The organism is Actinocrispum wychmicini, from assembly GCF_004345645.1.
Taxonomy (GTDB): domain Bacteria; phylum Actinomycetota; class Actinomycetes; order Mycobacteriales; family Pseudonocardiaceae; genus Kibdelosporangium; species Kibdelosporangium wychmicini.
Genome location: NZ_SLWS01000002.1, coordinates 156,114 through 181,407 on the forward strand (window position 1 = coordinate 156,114; position 25,294 = coordinate 181,407).

Here is a 25,294-nt window from a genome sequence, read left to right on the forward strand (position 1 = left end):
CCTGACACAGGACAGTCACCGCGCTGACACCGTGCCAAATCGGGACAGCTCGGACACCGGCTTCGCGGCTACTTGACGGGCACACCGTTCCTGGGAGAAACGATGCGTACCGCGGACCTGCAGTTGGACCCATAAGGGTACCATCACTTACCGGTGCAAGGGTCCGAACTGGACGGTGATCAACGTTATTGGCAACAGCAACGGCGAGCGCAACGGCATCTCCGCCATCTGTGATCAACGCGAACACGCTATCAGCACAAAGATCGCTTACTCACGCCTCCGAGGCCCATTCCACGTGCACTGGCACGAACGTAGCGGCTGGTACCAGAACGGCATGCTGCGCGTATCAGCCTGAAGCCGTCACGCGGGCGACACACGAACCGATGCCACCGCGCGGGTTGTGACCGGCTACCGGCTCGGGCTGACAAGATGGTCACATGAGTCAGACCTTGCGGTTGGCGGTCGCGCAGAGCACGGTGCCCGGGGACCCGTCGGATCGGGACGCTCTTCGTGTGAGTGGGGCGGGGATCCGCGATCTGATGAGGGAGGCGAGCGCCGTGGGTGCCCGGCTTGTGCAGTTCCCAGAGGGGGCGATCACGTACCCCGACAAGTACGCGGTGTCCGGGGGTGGACGAGAGGAATTGCGCGATGCGGACTGGTCGCGGGCCGCGTGGGACGTGATACGGGAAGAGGCGGAGGCTGTCGCGGCCCTTGCGGGTGAGCTTGGGATCTGGACGGTGTTCGGTTCGATCCACCGACTGTCCGGGGCAAACCGCCCGCACAACAGCCTGTATGTGGTTTCCGATCGGGGCAAGTTGGTCGGACGCTATGACAAGCGGTACCTGTCGCACAGCGAGATCAGCTATCTGTACACGCCTGGGGTGGCGCCGTTGGTCTTCGAGGTCGACGGTTTCCGGTTCGGTTGTGTGCTCTGTATCGAGGTCAAGTTTCCCGAGTTGTTCGCTGAGTACGAAGATCTGAGTGTCGACTGTGTACTGGCATCGGCGATGGCCGAGGATGCGCCGATGTCGGTTGTGGCCCAAGCGTACGGCGCGATCTACAACTACTGGGTCGGCTACTCCGTCCCGGCCCAGTTCAGCGCGACGGCTCCAGCTGGCCTCGTCGCACCCGGTGGGCGATGGATCGGACGCTGTAACAGCGATGGACAGCCTGGTCTTGCCGTCGCAGAGGTCGATCGCGACTCTCCGGACACGGACATCGATGTGGCCGTCCGGCTCGCACGGCCGTGGCGCCGTATCGCGAGTGCAGGGCTCTACGAATCCCGCGTCGTGCAGGGTGACCCACGAAGCGACACACGCACCGCGTTCTGAAGCGTTCCTCCGACTAACAAAGGTCGTGACACTGCTCGTTGGCTCTGAAGTGGTCACTTGGACACCTTTTCCTGCGATTTCCGTGATAGCTGACCACTCCTGGCGCCGCGTGAGCGCGACATCCTTTGGCCACGCGGATGTTCCGGCAGGTAGCTCGCCGTTGTACCGCAGAATGGCGTTTCCCCTTTCGATCCGGGCGATGACCGCTTCACCCAACGGCTCGTCCGAACCCGGCGCCACCAGGACATACTGATCGCCCACTGTGGCGCCGAAGATGGTGGCGTCCGGCAGCACTCCCATCGTGAGCGCGTCGTCCATAACCTCGATGTCGCCGTGCACCCCGGACGAGCCCTGGGTCTGACTGCCGATCAACAGTGCTCGCTTCGCCACTTGATCTCCCAGAGGCGTCATAGTCCAATGTCGATGAAATGCGCCCACTACGACGCGTGGGTCCGATCAGGGACCGGGAATCCACGTCTGCGCGCCCCAGCCCTCTACCCACCATCCATCGAGGTCCGTGACGAGCTGACTGAAATCGTCGGGGTCGGCCGCTGTGCGGCAGGCGGCCCAGTCAGCTGGTCCGCGATAGCTTTCGAACAGTTCGGACAACCGGGTGGGCTGGTCGACATATGTCGCGCCCTGGACGAGGTGTGTGCCAGGGTCTTCGGGGAACAGCGTGTAGTTCGGCACCCAGCTGCCCGGCGGGTGGGTTTGGTGGTACGGACCGCTGGGTGGGTTCCCCGCCGCTATGGTGTCCGCCAGATCCGAGTAGACCGCCCCGCCGTGTGGTGTGTGGAACGTAAGCCAGTTGGGGGTCTGGACGAAGCCGTCCGCGGGGTCGTAGCCGCCGTGGCCGGCGAAGCGTGTCCGTAGCTGCTTGGCGAGGCCGAGTGGGTCGATCTGGGCCATCGGATTGGGGACATAGCGGTGGTGGTTGGGGCCGGGGAGCAGGCCGAGTGGGTCGGGGCTGAGGTAGCTGCCCGCGGTCGGGTCGTAGTAGCGATGGTGGTTGTAGTGCAGTCCGGTCTCGGGGTCGTGGTACTGGCCGGGGAACCGTAGCGGGCAGTCGGTCGTGCCGCCCGCGCCCCACAGGCCGGACGACGTGAGCGTCGTCAGGTTGCCCCCGGCGTCGACGAGTTCGGTGGGTGTGCCCACCAGGTCCGTGACTATGGCGTGGAAACGCTGATGGGTGCCTGCCACGCGGCGCAGCTGGGCCAGCGGCCGGTGGCTGCCTGGCTGGTAGTCCCAGGTGGTGGCCTCTGGCCAGGCGCCGGGCCGCGAGTGGACCTGTTCGGCCAGCCGGGCACCGTCCCAGGTGAACGTGATCTGCTCGGCGACCGCGCCGCGGGCGTCGAGACGCTGCTTGGCGATCCGCCGGCCGAAAGGGTCGTATCGATAGCGCCATACGCTCCCGTCCGGGGTCGTCGCCCGCGTCAGCCGATCGTCGGCGTCCCAGGTGTAGCGCCACGACGACGCACCACGGACCTGGCGCACCACCCGGCCCTGCGCGTCGTGCTCGTAGCAGGTCTGCCCGGCGCGGGTGATGAGCGTGCCGGAGTGCTCCCGCTCGCCCCCGTCGTCAGCGTCCGGCCATTCGCCGTGGACAACGTTGCCGAGCGTGTCGTAGCCATATCGCTCCGGCTCGCCGTCGCCGTGCACACCGGTGATCCGGCCCAGGGAATCCACCTCGAAGTGCCGGGTTCCCGCTTGCGTATCGCGGACCATGGCCAGGCCACCGACAGTCGTGTAGGCGTAGGCCCGCTGTCGCAACGGCACAGCGCCCGCAGGGCCGACGGTCCAGACGCTTTGCGCGGACAACCGCGCACCCGCGCTATAGGTCTGGGTGAGCATGACCTCCCGTCCAAGGCGTCGCGTGGTCTCGCGCCCAAACGGGTCACGCTCGAAGGCGAGCCAGCCGCCCGCGGTGGTCAGGCCAACGGGATGGCCGCCCGCGTCATAAGCCCACTCGGAGACGACACCGGTTGCTGTCATTCGCCGCAGGCAGCGACCCGCCAGGTCGTACTGCCGCGCAATCCCCGCGCCGTTGACGGTCTCGGTGAGTACGCGCCCCAACGCGTCCCGGGTGTATTCGACCACCGCGTCGGAGTTCCGCGCCCAGACCAGCCCGCCGTGCGGGCCGTAGCCGAAAGCCGCCATCGCCCCGGAATCGTCGCGGGTCTCGACCACCCGCCCGAGCGCGTCCCGCCGGTACCAGGTCCGTTGCCCGGCCCCGTTGACGCGTTCGATGAGGTGTCCGGCCGGGTCGAGCCGGTAGCCGATCCGGCGGCCGTTGAAGTCCGTCTCCCCGGTCACCCGGCCGGCACCGTCCCGCTCGTAGGTCCAGGCCAATCCGGTGGGGCCGGTCACCGAGGCGAGGCGAAGCTCGGTGTCGTGGGTGAACTCATACTGTGCGCCGTCCGGCTGGGTCACGGATCTGGGCTTGCCGAACGGGCCGTATGTGGTCCTCGTGACGGCACCCTCTGGGCTCTCATACGCGATTTCGTTGCCTTCGCCGTCATAGTGCCACCGCTCGACCGTTCCGCTGGGGCCGGTGCGCGAGGCCGGCCTGCCGTCGGGCGTGTATCCGAACCGGGTCGTCTGGCCCGCGGGGTCGACGATTTCGGTGACTCGGCCGAAGGCGTCCCGGGTGAGTCGTGTCGTGTTGCCCTGAGCGTCGGCGACCGCGGTGATCAGGCCGGCCGCGTTGGCCTGCGCGTACTGTGTGTTGCCGAGCGGGTCGGTGACCGCGGTCCGGTTTCCGCGCTGGTCGTAGGAGTACCGGGTCACTGCGCCGAGCGGGTCGGTCCGCGCCAACAGATTGCCGCGCTCGTCGTAGGTGTGCAGCCACACCGCCCCACCGGGGCCGGCTATCTCGACCGCTTGCCGCAACTCGTTGTAGGCGACGGAAACGACGGTCCCGTCCGGCCTGGTGATCCGCACCGGGTCGCCGTTGTCGTCGAGGACGAGCGACGTGGTCTGGGCCAGTTGGTCGGCATAGGCCAGTGGGCGGCCGTGCCGGTCGACTTCGGTCAGCACGCAGCCGCCGAGGGGGTCGACGACCCTGGTGACGCGCCCGTGGCGGTCATAGTGGTACTCGGTGCGTTGGCCCAGCGAGTCGACGACAACCGTGGCCCGCAGCAGCGGGTGGTATTCGACCGAGGACGACAGCACCCCGCCCGGTCCGTCGCAGCGGACGACCCGCCCTGTGTCGTCGTAGGTGTAGACGTAGCGGAACTCGTTGCGGTCGGTCCACCCGGTGATTCGGCCGGCCTCGTCGTGTTCGTACCGGAACGGCCTGCCCGAGGCATCGCTCACCTCGGCGAGCCGGCCGCGCGCGTCGTAGGAGAACCGCCGCAGCACGACTCCCGCGCCCTTCTCGACCAGGCGCAGCGCGGTGACGCGCCTTCCCGACGGGCCGTCTTCGACGTCCACCGCGACCCGGTATCCCCCGGAGTGTTCCACGCCGATCGGCTGGTCTCCGTTGTGGTGAAAGGTGATCTGATGGCCGTTGCGGTCGGTCACAGCGCTCAGCGGGTAGCAATTGCCGCCGTACGCCGCGGTGAAATACCGGGTTACGCCGCGCTGGCGATCCTCGATCCGGATGGCGCCGTCGGCCTGCCAGGTCAGTGGCCACGCCGCGCCGCGGGACGGCAGCACCGGTTCGCCGGGCGCCGCCGGATGTGGGTAGGTGACCAGCTGGGCGTCGTCGCCGATGTAGTGGATGCCCTGCGCGTTCAGTTCGACTCGTTGGTCCAAAGTGGACGACCAACCGGGACCGAACAGGCGCCCGGCGGGATATCCCGACGCGTAGGCCCGGCGCAGCACGAGCGGCAACAGCCCAGGCAGGACGACATCGGTCGCGTCGGTGATCATCTCGCCGGACACCACGTCCACCGGATCGCCCGCGACATAGGAAAGCGCGTTGCCATCGACGATCCGGCCTGATGGAGCCAGCCCGGCTCGCGAGGTCGGCCCCGCGACGATCGGGATGTTGTTGGCGACGTTGAGATCTTCGCCGGCTCGCGGGAGCGGTCGAGTACCGGGAACGTGCACCGTCGAGTAGTCGCTGACCGGGGCCACGCCCGCCCTCGGGACCGAGGGACAACCAGGAGCCTGTTGGCCAGGAATCCCGGCTCGCGGGGGTACGGGAGCGCCGGTGGACTGGGCACGGCCGGGAAGGCCCGCTCGTGCGGCCGGGGAATCAGCGCCGCGTTCACCGGGGCTTGGTGCGCCGCCTCGCATCGCGCCCGCCGCGGCTGCCGCCGCCGTCGCCGCGAGCGCGGCCGCGTCGGTCGCGAACGTCCCGATATTGGCAGATTTCTCGCAGGGGTCCTCGCCGGCTGGGGGAACCGGTCCGATCTGGTACTGCACCGAACTACAAGGGACGTCTGCCTGCGCCAGCTGCGGCAAGAAGAGCCACAAAGCGAACGCCGCTCCAATGACGGCGAGCATACGCCGGGCGATCATGACGCCCCCTGTAGCGGCTGAACGAATCGTGCTGCGGCGAACTGTTGTTTCTTGAGGCCGACAACGCGGTCGCGCAATATCCGGACGTCGGGAGCGAACGGATCCTGCTCCCCTCGGCTGCGATGCCATCGGGCAAGGCCGAGCTGCAACTGCGCGTCATACAGCCGGCCAAGCCGCAGATAGCTCGTGGGCCCAGCGTGCCGTAACGCTTTCAACTGCAGATAGAACCGGCGCATGGGGCGCAGCAGAACCGGGACCTCGTCCGGAGTGACGGCACCGAAGCCGAGTTCCGCCTCGTCCGCCAGCTCGACCGCGAGCCCGGCCGCCTGGTCGCGTAACCCTCGTCGGAGCAGCACCAGGTAGAGCAGCACCATCGGCCCCTGGAACAGCAGGAAAGCGAGTGGGGTGAGGACCAGCGTGTGCACGATCGGGCTCGGCGAGAACCATTTCGTCTCGTTCAGCGACCACGTGGTGATGAAGACGTCGTTGGCGATATGCCCGCCGATGCCGACCGCGAACCCTGAGGAGATCGCCAGCCATCTGCTCCGCCGGTCGGGCATCTGCCTCGCGATGCCGAAGCCGGCGCCGATCGCGGCGGTGAACGCCATGTGCGCGGCCAGCAGGCCCAGCGACTGGCGCAGGAAGTACTGCGTCGAATCAGTCGCCGGCGACTGCGCCATGTACGCCGCGGCCTCACTCAAGTTGAACCCGATACCGCTGGCCGCGCCGAGCACGATCCCGGACACCACGTTGTGCACGTGCCGGCGCAGCAGCAGGTAGACGATCGCGATCCCGGCCGCCTTGCCGACCTCCTCGAAGACGCCGGCGAACAACACCCCACCCGCCGTGATCTCGGGCTTGAGCTGCGCCATGTGGAGAAGAATCTCCTGCGGCGAGTTCTGCTCGCCGACGCTCGAAATCGTCTGGGCGGTCAGGAAGTTCGAGCCGTAGTCCTGCCACCATTGCTGCATGGAGCCACCAAACCCACCGCCCACGAGCACGCCCGCGCCGGCCACGGACACCAGCAGCCGCACGGGCATGCGGCCATAGCGCTGCATCCGGTGCACGAGCCAGAGCGCGTACGCGGTGCTCGGCAGGCAGAGCAGGATCAGCAGGAAATGGCCGAAAACCGTGTCCAGCACCCAGACCGGATACGGCAGCAGAAGGACGCCCGCGGCCAGCGCCTGCCATTTCCGCGGATCGCCGGCGGTCCTGCGGCTGGCCAGCCATATCGCCAGTGCCGCGGGCAGGCTGACCAGATAGCACCAGAAGGAGACCTGGTACCACAGGACCGCGGGCTCCGGTCCCGCGAACCGAAGCCACGGGTTCAGCCAGCCGACCCAAGCGTGCGCGAGCTCTTCGGGATACCGAGGCCGGCACATGTCGATGACGATCTGCACGGCGTAGACGGCGGACAGGGTCACGGCGATGAGCAGCACCGTGCGCATCCGGTTGTCCCGGGAGCCGGGCCTGCGCTGCCAGGGGTGATAGGCCTGAGCGGGCGGGGTCATTCTCGTCCTCGTCGGAGCGCTGGTCAGTCGGTCGGGAAGCCCGGCGGCGGGGCGGTCGGGAAACCCGAGGGGAGGCTGGTGGGAAAGCCGGACGGCGGCCTGGTCGGGTAGCCCGACGGCGGCCTGGGTAAGCCGCTCGGGTAGCCCGACGGCAATCGGGGTATGCCGCTCGGGCCCCCGGCCGGAAGCGTGGGCAAAGTCGGTGTGGTGTTCGGCCCGAAGTTCACCACCACGGCCACCAGGGTCACCACCAGGGCGGCCAGGGCACAGCTGACGATCAGCCGCAGGTGGGGCGTCCGCTGGTAGCCCCTCGGCTGCCTCTCTCGTGCCACCTCGGCAGCCATCAGCCGACTCGCGTTTCCTGTTTCGATGAAATCTCTCCGTCGTTGCCGAACGCGACCGGCGAGACGGTCAGCACCACCGCGCCCGCGTGGACAGCAGGATGTATCCGCGGTCCCACGAGGTCATGCCCCCTCCATCACCGTCAACGTCGCCGTGCCAACCGGCGCGGTTGATCATGAGGCAGCAGTGGCGGTAGGAACAGGACAGCGACTAGCAACATATGGCCATGCCGTGGCAACGTCACGACACAAGAGAGGACCACCCGCGCTCGAGGACCGCGGGAGACGGCAACGGGGGCCATGTGGCGGGTACGTTCGGCGCACAGCTGCGGCAGTTGCGCCATCAAGCGACGCTGACCCAACAGCAGCTGGCGCAACAGTCCGGTGTGTCCGTTCGCGCCATCAGCGGGTTCGAGTCCGGCCGGCGCGCCAACCCCCGCGTGGACACGGTGCGGTTACTGGCCCAGGCCCTTGGCCTGGAACCGGACGCGCGGGAGGAGCTATTGGTCGCCGCGGCGGGAACCATGACCGCGGTGGGTCCGGCTGGTCCAGTGTGCCCGGCTGCCCCGGTGCCGCGGCAGACGCCCGGCCGGCCCGGTGTGTTCGTCGGCCGGCACGACGAGTTGGCCATCCTGGACAAGGCCTTCGACGCCGCTGGGCCGGGCGGGATGGTCGTGGTCTCGGCGGTCGGCGGCGGCGGGATCGGCAAGAGCTGGCTGGCCTTGCACTGGGCGCACACCCACGCCGACCGGTTCCCGGACGGGCAACTGTTCGTCGATCTACGCGGATTCGCGCCCCAGGAGACACCGATGCCGGCGGCGGAGGCCACCCGCGTGCTCCTGAGCTCTCTCGGCGTCGCGCCGGCCGCGATCCCGGCCGACCTGGCCGCCCAGACAGCCCTCTACCGGGGCCTGACCACCGGCAAGCGCATGCTGATCCTGCTGGACAACGCCCGCGACACCGAGCACGTCACCCCGCTGTTGCCTGGTGGGGCGTCCTGCTCGGTGATCGTGACCAGCCGCGACCGGCTGACCGGCCTGGTCGCCACGCACGGCGCGACACCGCTGCCGCTGGACGTACTCGACGACGACGACGCCCGGCACCTGCTGGCACGCCGGCTGGGCGATGAACGACTGGCTGCCGAACCCGGAGCGGTCACCGAGATCCTGGCCTGCTGCGCCGGACTACCGCTGGCACTGGCCATCATCGCCGCTCGCGCCGCACTGCACCCCGACCTGCCGCTCGCCGTGATCGCCGCCGACCTGCGCGACACCACCTCCCGACTAGGCGCCCTGGACGCCAACAGCCCCACCGCCAGCGTCCAGGCTGCCCTGTCCGGCACCCACCGCACCCTCGATCCCGATCACGCCAGGGTGTTCGCCCTGCTTGGCGCGGCACCCGGCCCGCACATCAGCGTCCCCGCCGCCGCCAGCCTCACCGACCTGCCCGAACACGACACCGCGCAGGCATTGCGAACATTGGAACGGGTATCGCTCCTGCAGCAGCCCACCCCTGGCCGCTATCGCATGCACGACCTGGTCAAGCTCTTCGCCGCCCACCACTCCCGGTCCGAACACGACCGGGACGCCGCGCTGCGCCGGCTGGTCGACTTCTACCTGCACACCGCGTCCGCCGGGCGCGAACAACTCGACCCATACCGCCAACCCATCCAGCCCGGCCTCCCCGCACCCGGATGCCGCCCCCACCCACTGACCGAGCCGGCGGCGGCGCAGCGCTGGTTCGACACCGAGCACCCCAACCTGCTCGCCGCGCAACAACTCGCCGCCGAACACCACTGGCACCACCAGGTATGGCAAACAGCGTGGACGCTCAACGACTTCCTCTGGCAACAGGGACACAGCCACGACTTTCTCGCCATCTGGTCGACCGCACTGACCGCCGCCGAGCACCTCACCGACCCCGTGGCGCAAAGCCTCGCCCACCGAGGCCTTGGCCGCGTCCGCGCCCTGCTCGGTCAACACGACGAAGGCCTGGACCACCTACACCGCGCCCTGGCCCTGGCCCAGCACGCCGACGACCCGCACGGCCAAGGCCACACCCACCGGTACCTCGCATGGGTCTGCGATCGGCGAGGAGACCATCGGCAGGCGCTGCGGCACTTGTCCGCCGCCCTAGGGCTGTTCCATACACTCGACATGCCCGCAAGGGAAGGCGATGTGCTGAACATGATGGGCTGGAGCGAAGCCCTGCTCGGCGACTACGACAAGGCCCGCGAGCACTGCGAGGCCGCGCTCGCCCTGCTCATCCGCCACGACTTCCCGCTCGCGGTGGCGGCCACCCTCGACAGCCTGGGCTACATCGCCCGCCGCACCGGCCGCCACGCCGACGCCCTGGACTACTACCAGCGGGCCAGCACCCTGTGCGACGGTCTCGGCCACACCATCTTCAAGGCCGAGATCCTCGACGGTCTCGGCCACGCACACCTCGCGCTCGGCCAACACGAACAAGCCCGCACGATCTGGCAGCAGACCGTGCAGCTGTACCACGCCCAACATCGCACCCACGACACCGACCGCGTCAACCACCAACTCGCCACCCTCACCAGGGATTGAAAGCCGGCATCCAGGTCATCGTGCCCATCCGACTCCCGGTACCCCACACGTCGGCGAAGTCCTAGCTCGCTCGTCGATCACCTGATCGCCCAACGGGCGATGCCAGGTGCCGGCCCACAGGTGTTCGGGGTTCGGCTGACCTGTGGACTCGCGTGGCAGGTTGCTGCCGGGAACTCCTGGGGCACGTTAAGCTGCCGCAGGCTCGTACTCGTTGATCAAGCCGCCGACCACCGGCCGACGACGAACCTGTAACAGTGACCTCGCGGCGGTGAACTGGCCGGCGCGGTCGCGGATCAGGAACCGGAAGCCGTCAGCCCGGTCGCCCAAGTCCATCAAGAGGTTACGCGCTTGCTGGGTGGTCCAGGGTCCATCCGGGTCAGTGGTGGTGCCAAGGATATGGACGCGGGTAGCGACCCGATGACCTCAGTCAGTGTGCCGAGGTGAAGATCGTTGTAGGGCTCGGCGTACCCGACCGACAGGTTGAAGATCTCAAACTGTCCATTGAGGACGACGCGCGATGGCCGACTTCCCGCGGAACTGCGGACTTTGCGGCCTACTGGTAGTCGGACACGACGCCGAATGGATTGCCGGCGGTTGAACCGCTTGGGGGACCGTCGACCAGGCTGCGCCGCTACCGTGGTTCCGCAGCTTCGGACGACACTCAGCGAGGACCACCACCATGCGATGGTTGACTTCCGCGTACATCGCCGTCATCACATTCGCCCTTGCCGCACCGTCCGCCCACGCGGCAGTCGCCGTCGAGGAGTTGCCGCCACCACCCGGCATGGTCGCGGCCATCGTGTCGGCACTCAACGACGCGGGCCAGGCAACGGGTGCGGGCTGGACGCCGCCGCCGAAGTGGCCGTACCCGGGCACGCTTCTGGCCGTTCGCTGGGACGGCACGACCCCCACTGTCCTGGGCACCGGCTTCGGCACCGGCATCAACAGGCGCGGCGACGTGGTGTTCACGATCGCCGACAGTCAGGCCGGTCCGCTCGTGACGACCGTCAGTGTCTGGGCGAACGGCCAGGCGGCCGACCGAACTCCGCCCCTACGCGGCGCGGTCTTCATCCCGGTCCGCGACATCAGCGACGACGATGTCATCCCCCTGGCCTACCACCGCCAAGGCGACCCCGACCCCTACTACAACGGCCGCGCGGGCTCATGGCGCAACGGCACGTTCGCAGACGTGCCACTTTCCCCGCAAGGCACATACATCTACCACAGCACAGCGAACCACCGCGGCACCACAGCCGGGTCGCGGACACCCAGCGACGGCAGCCCCCCGTTCGTGTTCCGCTGTTCGGCCACCCGCTGCGTGCAACTGCCCGCAGCGGGAAGCGGGTCCTATGCCGTGGCTGCCCTCAACGAATCCGACGCCGTCGCGGCGACCTTGCGGCAAGGTACGAACACCCAGGCCGTGGTATGGATCGCGGACCAACCCACCGTGCTGCCCGGCGACACCGCCGCCGTCGCCGACAACGTCCGCGCGATCAACAACACCAACGACGTCGTGGGCTGGCGTCTCGACGGCGGGGTGCACAAAGCGACGCTGTGGCACGGCGGCCAGGCTGTCGACCTCGGCACGTCCGGTGAGAGCGAGGCGGTCGCCGTGAACGACCGAGGCGACGTCATCGGCTGGCAGACGATCGACGGTCAACCGCACCCGTTCGACTGGCACAACGGTGTCCTGATCGGCCTGCCGACCCCGGGCAACCTGCCGGCGAAGCCCACGGCCCTGAACAACACAGGTGTCGTGGTCGGCAGCACCACCGGGGACCGCGACACCTCGCGCGCGTTCCGATGGACCATATCCTGACCAGGCTCAGCCTGCCGCGACGGTCGCCGCCGGGACGAACTGGTAGCCGAGGGCCTTGATCCCGATGACCACGTCCCTGAGGTACGACCTGCCCAGATAGGGGTGGTAGAAGAAGCTCTGCACCCCGTCCCGGATCACGGTGAGGCCCTTGACGTTGGCCAGGATGTCCGCGGGCAGCCGGGCCGGGTTGGTGTTGAACGGCATCGGCTCGATGTCGCCGAGCGACTCCGGAACGGCCACTGACCCGTAGATGTCCCTTATCAGGTAAGGGAAGTACTGTCTGGACATCTTCGCCAGGTCGGCCGTCCCGGTGCCGCACGCGCCGTTCGGGCACCAGCCGCCGAAGTACAGGCCGCGGTCGTAGCGGACGCCGAACTCCTGCTGGGAAACGGTGTAGTCGGCCGCGGACACCGTTGGGAGGCGAGTCAGCACGCCCTGGTGGTGTCGGCCGCGCCGGCGCGGTAGCGGGCAAGTACTCGGTCGGCCAATGGTCCGGCCGCGCCCGCGTAGTTCAGCGGGTCGAGCAGGTCGGCCAGTGTGTTGGTGGGTAGTGGGCTGCCGGCTTCGGTGAGGGCCTTGTCCAGCACCGTGGCCAGTGGTTCGCCGGTTCGTTCCGCCGTTGCGGTTGCCGCACCGAGTAGGCGTTTGGCCCGTTGCTTACCCAGCAACGGCGTCACCACCGCGCTCACCCGTTCGGTGACCACCGCGCCACCGGTGCGGCCAAGGTTGTGCATCATCGCGTCGGGCCGGATTTCCAGGCCGGTCGCTAGTTCTGCTGCGTTGCGCGCGGCGCCTAGCACCAATCTCAGGCATTCTCGCAGCGGCTGCCATTCGGCGTGCCATCCACCTGCCGAACGTTCGTCTTCGGCGGCCACCGACTGGAACAGTACCAGGGCGTACGGCGGGACCTGCCGGGCCGCCGTGGTGATCATGGTGGCCAGTACCGGGTTGCGTTTCTGCGGCATCGCGGACGATCTGCCGCGGCCGTCCCCGCCTGGTTCCACCAGTTCGCCGATCTCGGTTCGGGTTAGTACCTGTACGTCGGCCGCGAACTTGCCCAATGCGGTCGCGGTGAAGGTCAGTACCGATGCCAGGTCGGCCAGTGGGGTACGGATGGCGTGCCACGGCACCAACGGGGCGGTCAGGCCCAGGTGCGCTGCGAACGGTGCGATCAGTTCGATGCCTCGCTCGTCCGTCCCCTGTCCGGCCAGGCTCGCGTATTCAGCGTACGCCGACAGTGTGCCGGCGGCACCACCCAGGGATGCTGGCAGTCTGTTGTGGAGTAGATGATCGACCCGCTCCTCGATGTCCAGTACCAGGTGCAGCCAGCCGGCGGCTTTGAGGCCGAAGGTGGTGGGCACCGCGTGTTGGGTCAGGGTTCGGCCTACCATCGGGGTGTCGCGGTGTTCCGTTACCCACCCTGCCAACGCGGCCGCGGTACGTCGTAGGTCGGCGCTCAGGGCGGTCAGGCTGCGCGCGCAGATCAGCATGGTGGCCGAGTCGAGGATGTCCTGGCTGGTGCCGCCCCGATGTACGTAGTCGGCCGCAACTGGGTCTACTTCGGACACTGCACGGACCAGCTGGGGAACCAGCGCGACGACCGGGTTCGCCGTTTCGTGTACGCCGGCTACGAGTGCCGTCATGTCCATGCGTTCGACGTGGGCGGCTCTGGCGATCGACTCGGCTGCGGCTCGCGGTATCACGCCCAGGTCAGCCTGGGCGCGGGCCAGTGCCACCTCCACGTCGAGCATGGCCTGCACCCACGCCTCGTCGGACAGGGGTACCGTGCCGTCCGTCCCGGCCCAGCCGGGGGACAGCAGTCCGGTGTCGGGCATGGCTTCTCCTGTCTCAGTTCCTGGCCGACAGCGAAAGCTCCTGCGCCGGTACGGTCGCGTACGTTGCCCTGGCGATCGCGTCGGCGTCGCCCAGGATGACCGAGTTCACGCCGGGGCGGATGCCGGCGGCGGTCACCCAGTGCACGGTCTCGGTGGGTACGCCGAAGGCGAATCGGCGTGGGTGTCGGCCGCCCTCGGCGTCCAGCAGGCGGTACGGACTGCGGGATACGGCCAGCCCGCCGGTGTCGTAGTAGCCGCCGCCGCGAATGGCGATTCGGTGGCCGCCGCACTCGCCTCGGCGCGACAGTGCGCGGATCAGGGGATCGGTGCTGGTCCGAATATCCGGTTCCGGCAGCCGGGCTTCGATCAGCGCGGTGGCACGGAATTCCGATCCGGGTACCCGGGGCGAGCTGGCTACGAAGTGGTCCGCCGTCAGTTCGACTGCGATGCTGGGGCCGAGAATGTCCAGCACTCCGGCCTCGATCAGTGCGATGAGCTGCTCGATCCGCTCCGGCGGCGGGCCGATCGACACGAACGCGTTGAACGGGGTGTACCAGCCCTGCAGATCGTCGCGGTACGAGTCGCCGGACAGGCCGCCATGGTCGACCACGAGGCGGATTTCGTTGCGGAGGTCCCGCAGCACGTCCAGCGCCGCCTTCAGAGCGCCGTGCACGTTGCCCAGCCGCGACTCCTCGACGTCTCGCGCCAGATAGCCGAGCATCCAGCTACGGAACCCGGCCGGGTTCGCGAAGCTCCGGTCCTGGTACGGGCGGGCGACGCGGTGCCAGTCCCACCGGTCGGCCCGGCCGATGCCGCACTTGTCCAGCAATGCGTCCTCGGCCGGGGTGGCCGTGTAGTCGAACGGTCTGCCCTGCCATGGTCGTGGTTCGCTGCGCAGGGCGACGTATTGACGTAGGAACGTCTTCGCGTCACACGTGCACTGCCGTCCGGTGATCAGCGTCGAGTAGTACACCGCGCGTACTTCGCTGTCCACCATCGGCCACACGTCCGTGCGCAGGTCTGCGGGGTGGCCGGCGTCGGCGCGTGCGCGCAGGTCGGCGATCACGCTCGTGGTCAGGAACAACGGTTCGTGCCGGCCGAAGGCGCCTTTCTGGTTCTCGCCGCGTGCATGGTAGGGCACGCCACGGCGGGAACTGGCCGCCATCAACGGTTCCCGGCCGGAGGGGTGGTAGACCAACTTGCCGTTGCCGGCGCGGCCGAACCGGCCGCCCCGGCCGAGCGTGAGCAGCGCCATGTAGTCGAAGAAGTTCAGGCCGAGGCCGCGCAGCAGCACCGGCCGGCCCGGCTCGATGACGCTGAGATCCACGTCGGCCGGATTGCGCGGCGCGAGGTACAGCAGGCCGCGGGCGCGGGCGTTCGTGCCCTGCATGACGTCCGCGTCGAACATGCCGCCGGGCGTGTGGCCCTGCGCGAGCACGACCGCGTGCAGTCCGGTCAACTGCTCGCCGTCGGCAAGGAGCACAGTCTGCCGGCCGTCGGTTCCGTCGACGAGGTCGACCGCCTGCAGGGCGTGCCGAACGATGCGGACGTTGTTCGGCGCAGTCTGGACGAGATGGTCCAGTACCCAGGTCAGGTACTGGCCGTAGAAGGCACGCGACGGGTAGTCGTTGGGGCCCAAGCGGCGCGCCTCGGCGAGCAGGTGCGCCGGCATGTCGTCCAACGGCCCGACCAGTGCGTTGAACTGTGCCCATTCGTAGAGGCTGGGACCTGGCACGACGGGTCCGTCGCACTGCACCGACTCGTCCACGTACATGGTCACCTGCGAGGTGACGGTGTTCATCAGCAGCGCCGCTGACTGCGCCGTCCGCCACACCCGGCTGCCGTGGGCCAGGTAGGGGTCGACGATGTGCAGTACGACGTCGTGTCCGTCGGGCACGCAGTCGGGTGCGTTGGCGCACAACCGTTCCAGGACCGACAGGCCGCGAGGCCCGAGTCCGACGATGCAGATCTCCGCGTACGTGGTGGCCATGGCTCACTTTCGCGTGTTCGAAGGTGGAAACCGGTTTGGTCAACAGGTCAGCAGCTGGGTCGCGATGGCCTGCGCCGCGAGGGCGGCCGATCCGTCGTTGGTGATCACGAGATCGGCTTCTGGTACACTGTGGACGGTGGTGCAGTCGACGCCGTGCCGCCGCAACGCGGTCGCGATCGCCGGGCCGGCCAGCACCCGGAAGCCGAGCGCGGCGAGTTCCCGCGCCGGTGCGACGACACCGCGCGACTCCCGTTCGGCGACCGACACCAAGACCGTGCCGCCGGTCGGCAGCGTGGTGCCGGCGGCGGCTCGCGCGTCGGCGAACGCCGTGCCGACCGTGGCCCCCACGCCCAGCACCGCGCCTGACCCCGCCGGCAACCGCACGACCACGTGACGGTCCAGCACCGGCTCGCCGGCCGCCGGCAGCAGCCCTTCCGCGCGCAGGCGCGGGATCGACCCGCCCAGCAGCAGTCGCGCGCCGGCCTGCGCGAACTCGACGCCGGTGGCCGCTGACGCGGTCGCCAGCGCGGTCGACGCCACCGTGGTGACGGACTGGGCCAGCACCGAATCCGGCAACGCCGCGAACCGGATCGTCAACATGCCGGGCACCCCGTGCCGCCGCGCCAGGTTCAATGTTCGGCGCCGCAGGACAGCCAGGGTGCGCGGACCGACCGACGGCGCGGGCAGCACGCAACCGGACGTGGGCCAGTCGTCGTCGCACGGATCGATCAGCTCGCAGACCGGGCCGAGAAACAGTTCCGCGCCGTCGTACAGCGCCACCACCTCCAGCGCGACGGCGCCACGCAGCACCCGGCCCCGGACAGGGTCGGTTTCGGTGTGTCGAGCGGGCCGGCCGAGCACGTCGACACCGGCCGCGGTGAGTCCGGCGGCGATGGCCAGTGCGTGCGGCCCGCCGAACTGCGGCAGGACTCCCAGGAACGGGCCGATCGCACGCTCGGCGTGCACCGCGCCCAGGATGTCCTCGATCCGGGGTGGCAGCAGGTAACAGCGGTCGGCGATGCCGGCCACGCCGCCGATCGACGCCGTCACCACGGCGACCCGGTATCCGGCGCGGCGCAGGGCAAGCGCGCCGTTGGCGCAGGCGTGGTCGAACTCGGCCGGGTCGTCCGGTGCCGGTCCTAGTAGCAGCACGGCCGGTTCGTCCGGGCGCCTGGCCGGCGGCGGATCGCCGGCTGTCGGCGGACCGGCGACGAGAACCGTTGCTGGGCCGTGGAAGTGCGGGTGCAGGCCGAGACGCTCGCGCACTCGGCGGACACCGGCGCCGTCGGCCAGTTCCGGTCGCAGGTCAGCGATCTGGTCGTCGGAAAGGCCGGCCCGCTTGGCATCCCGCAGCACGGCGGCGTCGAGTACCGGCGCGCATTCGATCCGCGTGCGCAACGTGTCGAGTTCGCGCAGCCGCACCGCCAGCCACGGCGGTAATCCGGTGCGGCCGGCGGGCCAGCACGTGCGCCCTGTTGTACGCAGCGCGGCATTGAGGGCCGCCAGGACGGTGGTGCCCATACCGACCGCGTGGTCGCCCAGCGCGACGAGGACGCGGTCGCCCGGGGTCGGCTCGAACGTCGGCAAATCGGCGCCGATGGCGAGCTGGACGGCCGTGGCCGCCAACGGAAGTCCGTGCACGGCGGCGGCCAGGGCGCTCGCCCGGGTCAGTCCCGGCGTCACGCCGACGACCCGCCAACTGTCCCCGTCGGCGACCAGCCGGACCGAGCAGCAGCCGGCGCCCGGTGCGTTCGCGGCCACCGCCGCCGTCGCTGCGCGCCGGATGGTGCGGTCGCCGGCCTCAGTTACCTGTGCCGGCACGATGATCGCGTCGTCGTCGATGTGTTCCAGTGTGCCGAGAACGGACACGCGGCCGTGCCGGTCGCGCAGCGTCTCGACGTCGACCAGTCGTCCGCACACTCGAGGTACGGGTGGGATACGTCGCCACGCAACGGGATCCACGCCGAGCAGTGCGGTGCCGTACCGGCGCAGCACACCCTGCTCGTGCAAGGCCAGTGCACTCGCGACGGCAGCGGGGCCACCGAGCGCCACCACCAGGCCGTCCGGTCGTTCCGCCGCGATCACCCCGGCCAGGCCGGCCGGGGTGATCGGCGCCACGTACGTGGTGTCGGCGAACTCCGCGTCGACCGTGATCGTGGCCGGGTTCGGGTCGGCGACGGTGACACGAAATCCGGCATCACGCAGCACGCGGCACGCCGGGCCGGTCGCGACCGGCCCGGCGCCGAGCACCAATATCTGTGAAATCGCTGTAGTTTCGGGCATGACGGAACACCTTTGTCCGTAAAGCGCGTGTGAGGACGGCGGCGACGAAACCAGCTCGCTCCAATCGTATCATCATATGCGACCGGGTGGTGCTTCCTCACCCGTTTACCCTCATGCGAAACCCCTTTCACCAGCGGTTATACGTCGTACACATTAATGCGTTACCAGTGGTATTTGGGATTTTGGCACCCGGCCGCATAGTGTGTGGAAGGTGCCAAGATTGATCGGTTTCGGAACCATGTGATCGACATTTATTACCTCAGAAACGGAGATATGTGATGTTGACCGTCGTCGACCCGCCGGTCCTGCTCAGTGCGCATGAACACCGCATCGCGGTGCGTGCCGCCGACGGTTGCTCGAACCAGGGCATCGCCGATGACTTCGACGTTTGCGCCCGTACCGTCGAACACCATCTCACCAAGGTGTACCGGAAACTGGGAATCGCGGGACGCAATCAGCTCCGCGCCGAGCTGCGTCGCTACTCGGCGGCCGGCGGCAATCGTCGGACGCAACCAACGGCCCAGCCGACGTCATCGCGCGCCGCATAATTGTGGCCGCATAATTGTGACTGGGGGGTTGAGATGAACCGATTCGCTCCGCTCGCTCTCGTCGTGCTGGCACTGCCTGTCGCGGTCGCGATTCCCGCCGTCAACCGGGCCACGCTCTGGCTTGGTATCCCGCCGTTGGTGGTGTGGTCATTTGTCGGTGTCGCCCTGTTGACCCCGCTGCTCGCCCTGATCGAGTTCACGCGTCGCGGCTCGGACGACGAGGAGCCGAACCCGTGAACGTGACACTCCTGGTCATGCTGGTGGGCGTTGTCGTCATCGGCGCGTTCGGCGTACTCGGCCGCCGCCGGCAGCGCGAGCTGTCGGACTGGACCGTCGGCGGCCGCCAGCTCGGCGGGGCGACGATGTGGTTCCTCCAGGCGGGTGAGACTTTCACCATCTTCACGTTCCTCGGCCTGGCCGGACTCGGTTTCACCGGCGGGGTGGCCGCGCTGTACGCGCTGCTCTACATCCCGCTTGCCTTCGTGGGCTTGTACTTTCTCGGCCCCCGGCTGTGGCGCCGGTGCCGGGACGAGGGTCACCTCACGCAGGCGGACTTTGTCGGCGGCTTCTTCGCGTCGCCGGTGCTTGGCCGGGTGGTCGCGGTGCTGGGTGTCGTGTTCGTGCTGCCCTACCTCCAGTTGCAGATCACCGGGCTCGGCCTCGCCGTCCAGTTGGCCACCGGCGACCGGGCGTCGGCGGATCTGGGCATGGTGATCGCGTTCGCGATCACCGTCGGATTCGTGCTGTGGTCCGGGATTCGTGGTGTCGCGACGGCGTCCTACTTCAAGGACGGCCTGATGCTGGTCGTGCTGGTGGTGCTGGCCGTCGTGATTCCGAGCCATTTCTCCGGCGGCCTCGGCTCGCTGTTCACCCGTCTGGTGCACCAGCATCCGGCGATCCTGACCATCCACTCCGGACCAAACGACACCGGTTGGTACGTCTCCAGCGTGATCGCGTCGGGGCTCGGGTTGGCGTGCATGACCCTGCCGCACATGTGGCCGGAACTGCTCGCGGCACGGTCGGCACAGGCGCTGCGGCGCAACTACGTGTGGCTGCCGGCCTACTCCCTCGTGCTGGTGTTCCCGGTGTTCATCGGCATGACCGCGATCGGCCTGCTGCCCACCGGTACGGACAGCAACTCCGCGCTGCTGCTCCTGGTGTCGCGGTCGCTGCCGCCCTGGCTGGTCGGCGTGGTCGTGGTCGCGGCGGCCGCCACCGCGATGGTGCCGGCCGGCGGCATCATCATCGGGATGTCCACGCTGATATCGCGCAACATCCTGCCGACGACGACCCAGCGTGGGCAGTACCGGACCACCATGATCGCCGTGGTCGGGGTCGCCGGCCTCGCGCTGGTGCTCGCGCTCCTGCGGCCGGACCTGATCGCCAACCTGTTGCTGCTCACGTATTCCGGGCTCGACCAGCTCGTGCCGGCCATTCTGGTCGCGTTGCTCGGCCGGCGGTTCGTGAGTTGGCGGCCGGTGCTGGCCGGGATGCTGGTCGGGGTCGCCGCGGTGATCGTGCTGACGCCGCCGTTCGGGAGCCTGCACGTCGGTCACGTCAACGCCGGCCTGCTCGCGCTCGGGCCGAACGTGCTGGTCGTCGCGGCCGGTGCGCTGATCGAGCGCCGACGCGCCACGCAACGGGTCACCGCGTCGGACGCGAACACCGAATCCGCGGCGGTGCATCCGTAAAACTTCACCCGATCGGGTGGAAACGGTCACGGCGATATGCGTTCGCGCAGTTCAGCGGCCACGGCCAGATCAGTTCGGCCGGGGCCGAAACGTTCCGCCGATAGCGTCGCCAGCATGTCCACTAAGATAGAAGCGGTACCGGAATGCCCGCCGCACCACCGTCTTCGACGCACCTTCCATGCCATCGCGCCCTCCAGCGATATTCGAACACACGTTCGAGTGATGGTTCCCGTTGTGTCCGCGTGTCGATGCGGATCGGCCCGTCCCGGCCCTGAAGACCGGGGTACCCACCGACTGGAGTCCTGATGACCATGACCGGCGTGCGAACCGAACCGGTTCTCGGTGACGTCGAGATCGCCGAGATCGGAACGCTCCTGGCCGACCGCTCGCGCTGCCGCGTCCTGATGGCGCTCATCGACGGCCGCGCGCTGGCCGCCAGCGTACTGGCCGACGAGGCAGGCGTCGCCAGATCCACTGCGAGCAGTCATCTCGCCAAGCTCACCGAGGCCGGCTTTCTCCGCGTCGAGACGCACGGCCGGCACCGGTACTACCGGCTGGCCGGCCCGGAAGTCGGTGAGCTGCTGGAGAAGCTCACCCAGATCGCGCCGGCACGGCCGGTGCGTTCGCTGCGCGACGGCAACCGGGGAGCGCAGTTGCGGGCCGCCCGGACCTGCTACGACCACATGGCCGGCCGGCTCGGCGTCGGTATCATGGCGCACTTCGTCGAATGTCGTTACCTGGTCGGCGGGGACGGCGAGTTCCATCCCGAGTCGGCCCCGCACGACAAGATCATCGGCTACGGCCGGGACGTCGCGTACGAGCTGTCGCCGGCCGGCCGGGACTTCATCGACGAGGTAGGCATCACGATCCCGGACAACGGCCGCAGTCTGATCCGGTACTGCGTCGACTGGAGCGAGCAGCGGCACCATATGGCCGGCCGGCTCGGCCGGGCGATCCTGGATCACTTCCTCGCCAATGCGTGGATCGCGCGCCGCCCGGTCGGTCGCAGCGTCCAGGTCACCGCGAACGGGTCGAGGGCGCTCGCCGACATCTTCGACATCTCCTGGAACTAGGGAAGACGCGCCATTGTCCGACCGCACAGGAAGCCGAGACCGATGAGTGACGACCAACCGGTCGAGGTGGCCGAATTCCTCGGCGCGCTGGACTCCGCGACACCAGAAGCGCTCGCCGCGCACATCGCCGGCAACTACTGGGAAATCACCCGGCATGTCGAGACCTACCTGGCCGGCACGCCGTTGATGCGCACCAGGACGTTCGACGAACGCGAACCGGAGTTCCGGATGCTGTCCGCGCCGGAGCTCACCCGCGCCTTCGAAGCGGGCGAGGCCAGGATGCGGGTCCGGATCGAGGAACTGCTGTCCATCCAGGACAACCCAGTGCTGCGCTTGGCCAACCGGCAGATGCATGCCGCCGGATTCCTCAAGCACAGTCGCAGCGAATGCGCCGAGGCGGACACCCGGGCCAACGCGAGCGGGAACGCGCGGCGGTAGTGCCGTGTGGCCGTCCCGCCGGGCACATCGGGTCATGCGACGACGTCGAGTGGCGGCGACGTGTGCGGCGGAAGGGCCGCCCGCCGGGCCGCGCTGACGAACTGCCGGGTGAACGGATGGCTGCCCTGGCGCGGAAAAACCAGGTACACCGGCACAAGTGGCGCGCCCTCCAGCGCGACGAACCGGATCGCCGGGTGGATGACCCGGTACGCGGCCGAAATCGGCACGACGCCGACCCCTCGGCCGGCCGCGACCGCCTCCAGCCATTCGTCGAAGTTCGTGGTCTCAGTCGACATCATCGGCCGGTGGTTCGCCGGCCACAGTTCCGGTCGGGTGGTGCCGCTGACCGTGTTCACCACGAGCGGGCTGTCGGCGAGGTCGTGCCAGTGGATGCGCGACTGGTTGGCCAGCGGTGTGTTGCGGCGCACCGCGGCCACCCGGCGTTCCCGGAACAGCAGGACGGCCTGCAACCCGGTGTGGGCCAGTTCGCCACGCAACACGGCGATGTCGCTTCGCCCCGCGTCGACGCCGGCGAACACCTCGTCCCTGCGGACCAGTTCGACCTGGACGTGCGTGTCGGCCTCGAACTGGGTGATCGCCTGCTGTGCCCAGGTGTCCGGGAGCAGCCATGTGAACCCGAGGCGCAGCCGGGCCGGCGCGCCGCCGATGTCGAGGATGGAGTCCAACTCTTTGAGCAGCCGTTCCACGTCGGTCTTCAACCGCTCGCCCTCGATGGTGAGTGACACCCGTCGCGTGGTGCGGTTCAACAGTTGGGCGCCGAGCATGCGTTCCAGGCCGTTGACCGTCCTCGTGAGGCTCGGCTGGCTCGTCCGCAGCCGTTTCGCGGCGCGTGTGAAGTTCAGTTCCTCGGCTACGACCAAAAAACTCCGTAAATGACGAATGTCCACATTCACCCGAATAATCCCCCGAACGCCGATTGGTACCAGACCAATACAAGCACACTGTAACAGGACGGTCACGCATCCGGCAAACACCGTCGAACAAGATCGGCGTACCCAGGCAGCGGCAAGATCATACTGTGTGATCGTTAGGAGCCGTAAAGAAATAATCTATTTATCTGCGTTTTGGCTTGATTGTGTAATTCCATTCGCCGTGGAATTTGCGTCGGCGGAGAGGGATGGCTTCTCGTTCCGGCTGGCCAGTTTTGATCTTGGTTGGGTAGAGGTTGGAGTCGAGTTCGCCTTGACCGGTGAGACCAGTGCGGGCGGTAGTGTTGGCGACAAGATTGACGACGGTCTGATAGGCCGTGAGTGGGGGTCCGCGCCAGTTGCGGGTGATTCTGGAGAATAGCCGGTGCTCGATCTTGTTCCATTTGCTGGTACCGGGCGGACAGTGGCAGACGACGATCTCCAGCCCGGTCGCGGCAGCCAGCCGGGCGAGTGCGTGTTTCCACAACCACGGGCGGTGTCCATGGGAGCCATCGCCATCGGCGATGATCACCAGCTGGTGGGCATGGGGGTATATGTCCCGGCCCATCTGCTGCCACCATTTCTCCATGGTGGCTACAGCGAACACCGAGGTGTCGTGATCCACTCCGGCGGATACCCGGGCGCTGTCGTCAGCTAGGTCGTAAATTCCGTAGGGAATAGCCTTGCCGTCGGCTTTGCTGGGGAAGTCGTAGGTGGAGACTTGTTCAGGTTCGCTGACTGGCCGCCACTCCCGTCCCCCTTGAGTGAATCGCCCTACCAGCTCCTTCTTTTTCGTATCGACGCTGATCACGGGCTGCCCGGCGGCCAACGCCGCCGTGACCTGGTCATGGATGTACCGAAACTGTGCGTCTCGATCCGGACGCTGAGCACCTTCCAGTGTCCTGCGGGTGCCCTGCAGACTGTAGCCACTCGCCTTCAGCAGGCCAGCCACCAGAACATGGCTGGCGGGGTGACCACAGGCGGTCAACTCACCAGCCAGGTTTCGGGTCGACTTCGTTGTCCATCGCAATGGCGATTCCGCCCCTCCCCGCGTTTCCGGCTCGATCAACGAATCCAACGCTTCCATCAACGCCGGATTAGCGACTTCTGCCTTCTTACGCCCACCCCCGGCGGCCCGTATCCGGCCCGTCCTTGGTGACTCGGCTGCCACTTCCAGATCACGCAGTCCCTGTTTAACGGTCGACCGTGCTACACCAGTCGCCCGATGAACTTCCGCGATTCCCCCATACCCCCATACCCCCACGACCGCGCTTCCGCGCCCAGTGCCAAGCGACGACCACGCTCATTTAGCCGAGGCAGCAAGGCTGCCAGTCGAGCCATCATCGCCATACGCTCACCGGACCGGTCGATCGCCACGAAAAGATCGTAGCACAAACCGTTCACTATCAATTAGTTATTTAATTACATTTCCTTGGTTGCGCTGAGCGACGAGCAGAGGGAGTGCTCGTAGCGGGTTGCGGCTGATCCACTCGGTGGTTCGTTTCATGTCGGTATGGCCGTGGAGTCGGAGCAGGCTGTTGGCGATGTCGGTGAGTGTTTCCTTGACGCGTGGTGCGGTTCCGTTGTTGATATGTTGCGCGTCTTCGTGCCAGACGGTGTCGCGGACGTAGTGGCTTTTGTTATCGATCCCCCACTGGTTTCGGACGTGGTCGTGAAGGTCGACTGCTGTGGCGTCTTCGACGAAGAGGCTGGTGATGATGAACGCCCATTCTTGCCAGGTTTCCTGACCGTCGAGGTCGTAGGTTCGGCGTCGAATGCAGGCGGTTTGTCGCGCGTGTGGAAAAGTGATGTTGTCTGCGTCTGTGATCCAGGTTCCCAGGTGTTGATGCGGCCGTGGTTTCGTTCGCGGACAGCGTGGTCGGGCGTGTTCTTGACGAGCGGAAGTGTCTTGGACGCGATGGCGGAGTGGAGTGTGGGCTGGTGTCCTTTGGCGGCCATGATGTAGCCGAATCCGCGGATCCCGGCGATGTATTCGGCGGTGTCATGTTGGGTGTGCGCGGCGTCCATGGTGACGATGACGCGTTCTGTCTCGCGGGTGACTATCGGGTCGAGGAGCGCTTTGACCTGGGTGATCTCGTTGGTGTCCGGCGGCACCCCAGGGCGGCGACAAGATCATCTTCCGTGATCCTTAGTTACGTTGGGTGACGAGGAGGCGGAGTGCTCGCAGTAGGTGCGACTGATCCGCTCGATGGCTCACCCATCCCGCCCAGCAGACCCACAAGATGACTACGCTCCGCAGTTGACTACTATCTCGAAGTGATCTTGGCGGTGCCTTGGGTGGCACCTTGACCTGGGCGATGGTGATGCCTTCGCGGTGGATCATCCCGGAGAACAAAGTTGAACCGCTCGTTCTCGTCGGTCCAGACACCACGGAGTACCTTGCCGTCTATCGCGAGCAGAAGCTCTCCGTCAGTATCGCGCTGGGCGCGTTTTCGTAGCCATGC

General features: G+C 67.8%; 18 protein-coding genes and 2 pseudogenes. 10 read left to right on the forward strand and 10 right to left on the reverse strand.

Features of this window, described 5'->3' with window-relative positions; genetic code table 11:
- Nucleotides 1–512: 512 nt before the first annotated feature.
- Nucleotides 513–1,331 (forward strand): carbon-nitrogen hydrolase family protein, encoded by an 819-nt coding sequence (locus EV192_RS09330; RefSeq protein ID WP_243726741.1) that lies wholly within the window; start codon nt 513–515, stop codon nt 1,329–1,331.
- A gap of 456 nt (nt 1,332–1,787) precedes the next feature.
- On the opposite strand, the gene EV192_RS09335 is transcribed toward EV192_RS09330, so the two are convergent.
- Genes EV192_RS09335 through EV192_RS09345 form a run of 3 tightly spaced genes read right to left on the reverse strand, consistent with a single transcriptional unit; the run spans nt 1,788 to nt 7,641 of the window.
- The gene (locus tag EV192_RS09335) at nt 1,788–5,798 is read right to left on the reverse strand and encodes a DUF6531 domain-containing protein (RefSeq protein WP_165960305.1); all 4,011 of its coding nucleotides are present in this window, start codon (nt 5,796–5,798) and stop codon (nt 1,788–1,790) included.
- Nucleotides 5,795–7,309, reverse strand: coding sequence for a PrsW family glutamic-type intramembrane protease (locus EV192_RS09340; RefSeq protein ID WP_132113450.1), 1,515 nt, complete (start codon nt 7,307–7,309; stop codon nt 5,795–5,797). Before EV192_RS09340 ends, EV192_RS09335 begins: the two co-directional genes overlap by 4 nt.
- A gap of 23 nt (nt 7,310–7,332) precedes the next feature.
- Nucleotides 7,333–7,641 (reverse strand): hypothetical protein, encoded by a 309-nt coding sequence (locus EV192_RS09345; RefSeq protein ID WP_207925951.1) that lies wholly within the window; start codon nt 7,639–7,641, stop codon nt 7,333–7,335.
- Between the two features lie 311 nt (nt 7,642–7,952).
- Between EV192_RS09345 and EV192_RS09350 the strand changes: the two genes are divergently transcribed.
- Complete coding sequence (locus EV192_RS09350) at nt 7,953–10,223, forward strand: tetratricopeptide repeat protein (protein WP_165960306.1); 2,271 nt, start codon at nt 7,953–7,955, stop codon at nt 10,221–10,223.
- A gap of 261 nt (nt 10,224–10,484) precedes the next feature.
- Here EV192_RS09350 and EV192_RS57320 read toward each other — a convergent pair.
- Nucleotides 10,485–10,625, reverse strand: a pseudogene (locus EV192_RS57320) (integrase core domain-containing protein); the annotation flags it as partial.
- 277 nt (nt 10,626–10,902) lie between these two features.
- Between EV192_RS57320 and EV192_RS09360 the strand changes: the two are divergent.
- Nucleotides 10,903–12,042, forward strand: coding sequence for a hypothetical protein (locus EV192_RS09360; protein ID WP_132113454.1), 1,140 nt, complete (start codon nt 10,903–10,905; stop codon nt 12,040–12,042).
- A gap of 6 nt (nt 12,043–12,048) precedes the next feature.
- Here EV192_RS09360 and EV192_RS09365 read toward each other — a convergent pair whose 3' ends face one another.
- The 4 genes from EV192_RS09365 to EV192_RS09380 are packed head-to-tail and all read right to left on the reverse strand — an operon-like array spanning nt 12,049 to nt 18,150.
- Nucleotides 12,049–12,474 (reverse strand): DUF2334 domain-containing protein, encoded by a 426-nt coding sequence (locus EV192_RS09365; protein ID WP_207925952.1) that lies wholly within the window; start codon nt 12,472–12,474, stop codon nt 12,049–12,051.
- Entirely contained in the window at nt 12,468–13,877 is a 1,410-nt protein-coding gene (locus tag EV192_RS09370; RefSeq protein ID WP_132113458.1) for a class-II fumarase/aspartase family protein, read from the reverse strand. The genes EV192_RS09365 and EV192_RS09370 overlap by 7 nt, the downstream gene beginning before the upstream one ends.
- A 13-nt stretch (nt 13,878–13,890) precedes the next feature.
- Nucleotides 13,891–15,867, reverse strand: coding sequence for an FAD/NAD(P)-binding protein (locus EV192_RS09375; RefSeq protein WP_132113460.1), 1,977 nt, complete (start codon nt 15,865–15,867; stop codon nt 13,891–13,893).
- A 39-nt stretch (nt 15,868–15,906) separates the two neighbouring features.
- A complete protein-coding gene (locus EV192_RS09380) occupies nt 15,907–18,150 on the reverse strand; it encodes a carbamoyl phosphate synthase preATP-grasp domain-containing protein (protein ID WP_132113462.1) in 2,244 nt (747 codons plus the stop codon).
- Between the two features lie 278 nt (nt 18,151–18,428).
- Here EV192_RS09380 and EV192_RS09385 point away from each other — a divergent pair, with 278 nt between their 5' ends.
- The 5 genes from EV192_RS09385 to EV192_RS09405 all read left to right on the forward strand — a co-directional run bounded on the left by EV192_RS09385 (nt 18,429) and on the right by EV192_RS09405 (nt 21,900).
- On the forward strand, nt 18,429–18,698 hold the full coding sequence (locus EV192_RS09385; protein WP_132113464.1) for a helix-turn-helix domain-containing protein: 270 nt from the start codon (nt 18,429–18,431) through the stop codon (nt 18,696–18,698).
- A 33-nt stretch (nt 18,699–18,731) separates the two neighbouring features.
- Entirely contained in the window at nt 18,732–18,935 is a 204-nt protein-coding gene (locus tag EV192_RS09390) for a hypothetical protein (protein ID WP_132113466.1), read from the forward strand.
- Nucleotides 18,932–20,389: a sodium:solute symporter family protein gene (locus tag EV192_RS09395; protein ID WP_243726743.1), complete on the forward strand. Its 1,458-nt coding sequence runs from the start codon at nt 18,932–18,934 to the stop codon at nt 20,387–20,389. The genes EV192_RS09390 and EV192_RS09395 overlap by 4 nt, the downstream gene beginning before the upstream one ends.
- 320 nt (nt 20,390–20,709) lie before the next feature.
- Nucleotides 20,710–21,462, forward strand: coding sequence for an ArsR/SmtB family transcription factor (locus tag EV192_RS09400; protein ID WP_243726744.1), 753 nt, complete (start codon nt 20,710–20,712; stop codon nt 21,460–21,462).
- A 42-nt stretch (nt 21,463–21,504) separates the two neighbouring features.
- A complete protein-coding gene (locus tag EV192_RS09405; protein WP_132113468.1) occupies nt 21,505–21,900 on the forward strand; it encodes a hypothetical protein in 396 nt (131 codons plus the stop codon).
- 32 nt (nt 21,901–21,932) lie between these two features.
- Here EV192_RS09405 and EV192_RS09410 read toward each other — a convergent pair whose 3' ends face one another.
- Both EV192_RS09410 and EV192_RS09415 read right to left on the reverse strand, forming a co-directional pair.
- Nucleotides 21,933–22,895, reverse strand: coding sequence for a LysR family transcriptional regulator (locus EV192_RS09410; RefSeq protein ID WP_341770851.1), 963 nt, complete (start codon nt 22,893–22,895; stop codon nt 21,933–21,935).
- A 79-nt stretch (nt 22,896–22,974) separates the two neighbouring features.
- Nucleotides 22,975–24,179, reverse strand: a pseudogene (locus EV192_RS09415) (ISAzo13 family transposase).
- Between the two features lie 163 nt (nt 24,180–24,342).
- Here EV192_RS09415 and EV192_RS09420 point away from each other — a divergent pair.
- Complete coding sequence (locus EV192_RS09420; RefSeq protein WP_132113470.1) at nt 24,343–24,795, forward strand: hypothetical protein; 453 nt, start codon at nt 24,343–24,345, stop codon at nt 24,793–24,795.
- A 340-nt stretch (nt 24,796–25,135) separates the two neighbouring features.
- Nucleotides 25,136–25,288, forward strand: a complete 153-nt coding sequence (locus tag EV192_RS55610) for a hypothetical protein (protein ID WP_243726745.1) — start codon at nt 25,136–25,138, stop codon at nt 25,286–25,288.
- The last annotated feature ends 6 nt before the right edge of the window (nt 25,289–25,294 follow it).

Bases quoted from the DNA above. Each gene is read 5' to 3' on its own strand.
- EV192_RS09335 (WP_165960305.1), bottom strand. From the start codon at position 5,798: ATGATCGCCCGGCGTATGCTCGCCGTCATTGGAGCGGCGTTCGCTTTG.
- EV192_RS09340 (WP_132113450.1), bottom strand. From the start codon at position 7,309: ATGACCCCGCCCGCTCAGGCCTATCACCCCTGGCAGCGCAGGCCCGGC.
- EV192_RS09360 (WP_132113454.1), top strand. From the start codon at position 10,903: ATGCGATGGTTGACTTCCGCGTACATCGCCGTCATCACATTCGCCCTT.
- EV192_RS09370 (WP_132113458.1), bottom strand. From the start codon at position 13,877: ATGCCCGACACCGGACTGCTGTCCCCCGGCTGGGCCGGGACGGACGGC.
- EV192_RS09375 (WP_132113460.1), bottom strand. From the start codon at position 15,867: ATGGCCACCACGTACGCGGAGATCTGCATCGTCGGACTCGGGCCTCGC.
- EV192_RS09380 (WP_132113462.1), bottom strand. From the start codon at position 18,150: ATGCCCGAAACTACAGCGATTTCACAGATATTGGTGCTCGGCGCCGGG.
- EV192_RS09385 (WP_132113464.1), top strand. From the start codon at position 18,429: ATGTTGACCGTCGTCGACCCGCCGGTCCTGCTCAGTGCGCATGAACAC.
- EV192_RS09390 (WP_132113466.1), top strand. From the start codon at position 18,732: ATGAACCGATTCGCTCCGCTCGCTCTCGTCGTGCTGGCACTGCCTGTC.
- EV192_RS09405 (WP_132113468.1), top strand. From the start codon at position 21,505: ATGAGTGACGACCAACCGGTCGAGGTGGCCGAATTCCTCGGCGCGCTG.
- EV192_RS09420 (WP_132113470.1), top strand. From the start codon at position 24,343: ATGGCCGTGGAGTCGGAGCAGGCTGTTGGCGATGTCGGTGAGTGTTTC.